This window comes from Thioalkalivibrio sp. (assembly GCF_007692535.1).
Classification (GTDB): domain Bacteria; phylum Pseudomonadota; class Gammaproteobacteria; order Ectothiorhodospirales; family Ectothiorhodospiraceae; genus Thioalkalivibrio.
The window spans coordinates 1-5,994 of record NZ_REBW01000160.1 but is presented as its reverse complement, the minus strand read 5'-3'; the positions used below and the strand labels follow the sequence as shown (position 1 = coordinate 5,994).

Annotated in this window: 4 protein-coding genes; all 4 read left to right on the top strand. The window is 67.5% G+C overall.

Going from position 1 to position 5,994, the window contains the following annotated elements; translation table 11 throughout:
* Positions 1-349: 349 nt before the first annotated feature.
* The 4 genes from EA346_RS09025 (at position 350) to EA346_RS09010 (ending at position 5,877) form a co-directional block, all read left to right on the top strand.
* A complete protein-coding gene (locus tag EA346_RS09025; RefSeq protein WP_296757752.1) occupies positions 350-1,480 on the top strand; it encodes a Re/Si-specific NAD(P)(+) transhydrogenase subunit alpha in 1,131 nt (376 codons plus the stop codon).
* Positions 1,474-1,770 (top strand): NAD(P) transhydrogenase subunit alpha, encoded by a 297-nt coding sequence (locus EA346_RS09020; RefSeq protein ID WP_296757754.1) that lies wholly within the window; start codon positions 1,474-1,476, stop codon positions 1,768-1,770. Before EA346_RS09025 ends, EA346_RS09020 begins: the two co-directional genes overlap by 7 nt.
* On the top strand, positions 1,770-3,167 hold the full coding sequence (locus EA346_RS09015; RefSeq protein ID WP_296757750.1) for an NAD(P)(+) transhydrogenase (Re/Si-specific) subunit beta: 1,398 nt from the start codon (positions 1,770-1,772) through the stop codon (positions 3,165-3,167). The genes EA346_RS09020 and EA346_RS09015 overlap by 1 nt, the downstream gene beginning before the upstream one ends.
* Before the next feature lie 526 nt (positions 3,168-3,693).
* Positions 3,694-5,877 (top strand): primosomal protein N', encoded by a 2,184-nt coding sequence (locus tag EA346_RS09010; RefSeq protein ID WP_296757747.1) that lies wholly within the window; start codon positions 3,694-3,696, stop codon positions 5,875-5,877.
* Positions 5,878-5,994: the final 117 nt, after the last annotated feature.

The following is a 5,994-nucleotide window of genomic DNA, read 5'->3' as shown; positions in this document are numbered from 1 at the left end:
AGGACGTCTTTGCAGAAGACCGGCCAACTGCTCGGCTCTGTAGGTCGGGTTAGCGCAGCGTAACCCGACGTGCCGGGGACGACGCTGCTTTGCGACCATGGGTGGGTGCAACGCCCGTCGGGTTACGCCCTTCGGGCTAACCCGACCTACGGTTTGCCGCTTTTCCTCGCCAGGGGTGGCGCGTGGCCGGGCGCATGGGCGTTCCGGTTTATGCCGCTACCCGATTCGGCTACACTCCCGTTCCATTTTTGGCCGCGACGCACCACCGGGGTGCACCGGCATATCGATGTGAATGTCCGCCAACGCGGCCCGCCGACGGATGCCCGTCATCGGGCCCGGGAGAGAACGAATGCCAGTCAGATTATCGGTTCCGAAGGAAAACGCGAGCGGCGAGCGCCGGGTCGCACTGGATCCGACGGTGGCGACACGGTTCGGGAAGATGGGCCTGAGCGTGCAGATCGAGAAGGACGCCGGTGCCGCCGCGCGGTTCCCCGACGCCGCCTATCCCGACGCGCAGGTGCTGGACACCACCGATGTCTACGCACAGGCCGACATCATGGTCCGCGTCGCCCCGCCGACGCCGGCCGAGATCGAACAACTCCCGGAAGGCGCGACCCTGATCGGCTTCTTTCATGCCCACCGCAGCCCGGAAGTCGTCGCCGCGCTGCAGAAGCGCAGGATCCTCAGTTTCGCGATGGAACTGGTCCCGCGCATCTCCCGCGCCCAGAGCATGGACGCCCTGTCGTCGCAGGCGGCGGTGGCTGGATACAAGGCCGCGCTGATGGGCGCCGATCTTTCCTGCCGCTTCTTCCCGATGCTGACCACCGCCGCAGGCACCATCCGCCCGTCCAAGGTGATCGTGATCGGCGCCGGCGTCGCCGGTCTGCAGGCCATCGCCACTGCCCGGCGGCTGGGCGCGATGGTCGAGGCCTACGACGTGCGCTCGGCAACCAAGGAGCAGGTCGAATCGCTGGGTGCGAAGTTCCTGGACCTCGGCGTGAAGGCCGAGGGCGAAGGCGGCTACGCGCGCGAACTCACCGGGGACGAGAAGAAACAGCAGCAGGAAGCACTGGCCGGCTTCATTGCCAAGGCCGACGTGCTGATCACCACTGCCGCGATCCCCGGGCGCCCGTCGCCGAAGCTGATCCCGGCGGACATGGTCCGGGGCATGAAATCCGGCGCGGTGATCGTGGACCTGGCCGCCGAGGGCGGTGGCAACTGTGAACTGACCGAACCGGGCAAGACGATCGAGCACGGCGACGTGATCATCCACGGGCCACTGAACGTGCCGTCGCAGGTCGCGCTGCACGCCTCGGAAATGTACGCCAAGAACCTGCTCAACTTCCTGACCCCGATGATCCAGGACGGCGAGTTCAAGCCGGACTGGGACGACGAGGTCGTCGCGAAGAGCTGCCTCACCCGGGACGGCGAGATCGTCCACGCCCCCACCCGCGAAGCGATCCAGGGAGACGCATCATGATCGAGGGTTTTGTCGCGCTGTACATCTTCATGCTCGCGGCCTTCACCGGCTACGAGATCATCTCCAAGGTGCCGGTGATCCTGCACACCCCGCTGATGTCGGGCTCCAACTTCGTCCACGGCATCGTGCTGGTGGGCACCATGGTCGCGCTGGGCCACGCGGTCACGCCGCTGGAGCAGCTGGTCGGCTTCATCGCGGTGATCCTCGCGGCCGGTAACGCGGTCGGCGGTTATGTCGTGACCGAACGCATGCTGGAGATGTTCAAGACCAGCAACAAGGGAGGCAAGTAATGGGCCTGGTCATGACCGTCATCAACATCGCGTACTTCATCGCCGCGATCCTGTTCATCGTCGGCCTGAAGCAGATGGCCTCGCCGACCACCGCGCGGCGCGGCATCGTCTGGGCCGGCGTGGGCATGGTGCTGGCCACCGTGGTCACCTTCGCCCACCCGGAGGTCCAGGGCACCGTCAACTATATGCTGATCGTCCTCGGCATCGCGATCGGTGGCGGCCTGGCCTGGTGGAGCGGCCGCAAGGTCGCGATGACCGACATGCCGCAGATGATCGCGCTGTACAACGGCATGGGCGGCGGTGCCGCGGCCGGCATCGGCGCCATCTACCTGCTGCAGGCCGACCCCGAGACGGCCTCCAACGTGATCCTCGCCATCGCCGTGCTGGGCTCCCTGATCGGCTCGGTGGCCTTCTCCGGTTCGATGGTCGCCTTCGCCAAGCTGCAGGGGCTGATGGACAAGACCATGCATTTTCCGGCCCAGCAATGGGTGAACCTGGGCCTGTTCGCGGTCACCGTCCTCCTCGGGCTCTCCCTGGCCCTGAGCGGCGGCGACGTGAACAATTTCGTGCTGCTGCTGTTCTTCGTGCTCGCCCTGGCCTTCGGAATCCTGATGACCCTGCCCATCGGCGGCGCCGACATGCCGGTGGTCATCTCGCTGTACAACGCACTCACCGGCCTTGCGGTCGGCTTCAAGGGCCTGGTGCTCGACAACCCGGCGCTGATGATCGCCGGTATCGTGGTCGGTGCGGCCGGCACCCTGCTCACCCAGCTGATGGCCAAGGCCATGAACCGCAAGATCAGCAACGTGCTGTTCAAGCAGTTCGGCGGCGGCAGCGGCGCGGAGGCGGAGGCCGTGGGCGGCAGCCTGAAACCGATCGAGGCCTCGGACGCCGGCATCATGATGGCCTTCGCCAACAAGGTGATCATCGTCCCCGGCTACGGCATGGCCGTGGCCCAGGCGCAGCACAAGATCTGGGAACTGACGCAACTGCTGATCGGTCGCGACGTCGCGGTGAAATTCGCGATCCACCCGGTGGCCGGACGCATGCCGGGACACATGAACGTGCTGCTCGCCGAGGCCGGCGTGCCCTACGACATCATCTACGACCTCGACGAGATCAACAACGAGTTCAAGACCGCCGACGTCGCCATCGTCATCGGCGCCAACGACGTGGTGAACCCGGTCGCGCGCACCGACCCCGACAGCCCGATCTACGGCATGCCGATCCTGAACGCCGACCAGGCGAAGAACGTGATCGTGATCAAGCGCGGCCGGGGCGCGGGCTTCTCGGGGATCGAGAACCACCTGTTCTACGCCGACAACACCCGCATGCTCTACGGCGACGGCCAGAAAGCCGCCTCCGAACTGATCCACGCGATCAAGGAGATCGGCTGATTCTTCGGAGGTGCGCAGGGACGCGGTCCGGGTGACGGGAACCCGGTCGCGGGCCTGTGGTGAGTCGGCCATGGTTCCGCGAACCGTCATGGCCCGCCGCCCCCCCTGACGATAACCAGCCGCAAACTGTAGGTCGGGTTAGCCCAAAGGGCGTAACCCGACCTACAAAACCTTCACGCTGATAACCACCGCGGACCCGATGGTCATTGACCGATATTTCGTCGCCTGTCAAGCCGCTGGGCGCTTTTTTCACGGCGGTTATGCACAAGATGCGTGCAAAACCGAAAAAAGGTCCCAGTTAGACTTCATTTCTTCGCGCTATTCACACGAACCACACGTAAAACTATGTTTTTAATACAATAAATAAAATTGAACGTTTTTTGACCAGTTCAACACAAGTCCTTACGGGACAATGATCTCAGGGCAATTCCCCGACGCTATCCACAGAGTTATCCACAGAATCGGTGGGTAACCTGAAGGGGTCCAAAGGCACCGGCGGGCTTCCCTGATGACGTAAACTCCCATCATGCGCCCCCAAGCCTTTGTCCGCGTTGCCGTGGACCGTCCGCTGGACCAGCTGTTCGACTACGCCTGCCCCGATCGAGGGCAACCCGCCGTCGGCCAACGCGTCCGTCTGACCTTCGGGCGCAGCGCGCAGACGGGTGTCGTCCTGGAGATCGACCAGCCGCCGGCGATCGACCCGGCGCGGATTCGCGCCCTCGACGGAATCCTCGACCCCGGACCGATCCTCCCGCACGCCCTGCTGGAACTGCTGCGGTTCGCGGCACGCTACTACCACCATCCCATCGGCGAAGTCGTTCTGAACGCCCTGCCCCCGGCATTGCGCACAGGCGGACCGCTGCCCGGACCCCGGCCGCCGGAGCTTCTCTGGCGCCTGCAGCCCGGGGCCGCTCCCTCGCGGCTGGGACCGCGCCAGCAGGCCGTCGTCGCGGGCCTGCGGGACGCGGGAACGGCGCTGCCGCTGGACACCCTGAACGACCTGACCGGCCTCGGGTTGCGCCGGGGCGAACTGGAACGGCTGGCCGCGCGCGGCCTGCTCGAGTCCGTGGAAGCCGCAACCGAGAGCCCCCCTGCCGGCCACCCGGCGGTCACCCTGACCCCCGAGCAGGACCAGGCCATCGCCGCGATCAACGCGGACGCCGGCCAGCGGACCGTGTTCCTGCTGGACGGGGTCACCGGCAGCGGCAAGACCGAGGTGTACCTCGAGGCCGCCGCGCACGCGCTCGCCCACGACCGGCAGGTCCTGATCCTGGTTCCGGAGATCGCCCTGACGCCGCAGCTCGTGCAACGGGTCAGCCGACGCTTCCCCGGACAGGTCGCGGCGCTGCACTCGGGACTTCCGGCGGGTGAGCGGCTGCGGGTCTGGGAGAACGCCCGCCTCGGGCAGCGGGGCCTCCTGCTCGGCACCCGCTCGGCGCTGTTCACGCCGCTGCCGCGGCTCGGGCTGATTGTCGTCGACGAGGAACACGACCCAGCCTACAAGCAGCAGGACGGCCTGCGCTATCACGCCCGCGACCTCGCGATCATGCGCGGCCATATCGAGTCCGTCCCGGTGGTCCTCGGTTCCGCCACGCCGACACTGGAGACGCTGGTGAAGGCCCGCGAGGGCCGTTATCGGCACCTGCGTCTCGGCACGCGCCCGGACGGCTCGCAGCCCCCGCCGATCCGCTGCCTGGACACCCGCGTGCACCGTCCCGACGAGGGCCTCTGCAGCCCGCTGCTCGATGCCATGCGCGAGACCCTCGGCCAGGAACGGCAGTGCTTCATCCTGCTCAACCGCAGGGGCTTCGCGCGCGTGCTGGCCTGCGACCACTGCGGCTGGGTGGCCGACTGCCCGCACTGCGACGCGCGCCTGACCGTGCACGCGGCGGTACGGCGTTCGGTCTGCCACCTCTGCGGATTCAGCGAACGGCTGTCCGAGGCCTGCCCGCAGTGCGGCCAGGAACTGAGCCATCAGGGGCTGGGAACGCAGCGCCTGGAACGCGCGCTGTCCCGCCACTTCCCCGGGATCCCGATGGTGCGGCTGGACCGCGACAGCACCCGCCGCCGGGGTGAACTCGAGCAGTGCCTCGAGACGATCCGCGCGATGGACGCCGGCATCGTGGTCGGCACGCAGATGCTGGCCAAGGGCCATGACTTCCCCCGCGTCGGCCTGGTCGGGGTGATCGACGTCGACCAGGGATTGTTCAGCGTGGACCTGCGCGCGGCGGAGCAGACGCTGCAACTGGTCCTGCAGGCCGCCGGACGCGCCGGACGCGGCGGCGATCCCGGCGCGGTCCTGGTCCAGACCGGCCATCCCGACCACCCGCTGATGCAGGGCCTGCGCACCGGCGACTACCCGGCCATGGTCGAACCCCTGCTGAACGAGCGCCGCGCGGGCGGCATGCCCCCCTTCGGCTTCCTGGCCCTGATCCGCGTCGACGGCCCCAGCCCGGAGGCCAGCGCGCGACAGGCCGAGGCAATCGCGCAACAGCTGCGCCGTCACACCCGCGACGTCCGGGTCCTCGGCCCCGCGCCGGCACCCCGGCACCGTGTGAACCGGCGCTACCGCGAACAGATCCTGCTGGCGTCGGCCAGCCGCAGCCCCCTGCACCAGGCCCTCGCCGACGCCCGCGAGCACTGGCAACGGAACCCGCCCCCGCGCCATCTCCGCGTCAGCATCGACGTAGATCCCATGACCCTCTCCTGATCCCGCAGGAACGGCCTCCAGCCGCAATGGGCCAGCCGCAAGCGGTAGGTCGGGTTACGCTACGCTAACTTTCATGCCGTTGGGGGGCGCGGCACCCCCGATGATAAAAAGCCGCAA

Coding starts and splice junctions, on each gene's coding strand:
- EA346_RS09025 (WP_296757752.1), top strand. CDS start 350: ATGCCAGTCAGATTATCGGTTCCGAAGGAAAACGCGAGCGGCGAGCGC.
- EA346_RS09015 (WP_296757750.1), top strand. CDS start 1,770: ATGGGCCTGGTCATGACCGTCATCAACATCGCGTACTTCATCGCCGCG.
- EA346_RS09010 (WP_296757747.1), top strand. CDS start 3,694: ATGCGCCCCCAAGCCTTTGTCCGCGTTGCCGTGGACCGTCCGCTGGAC.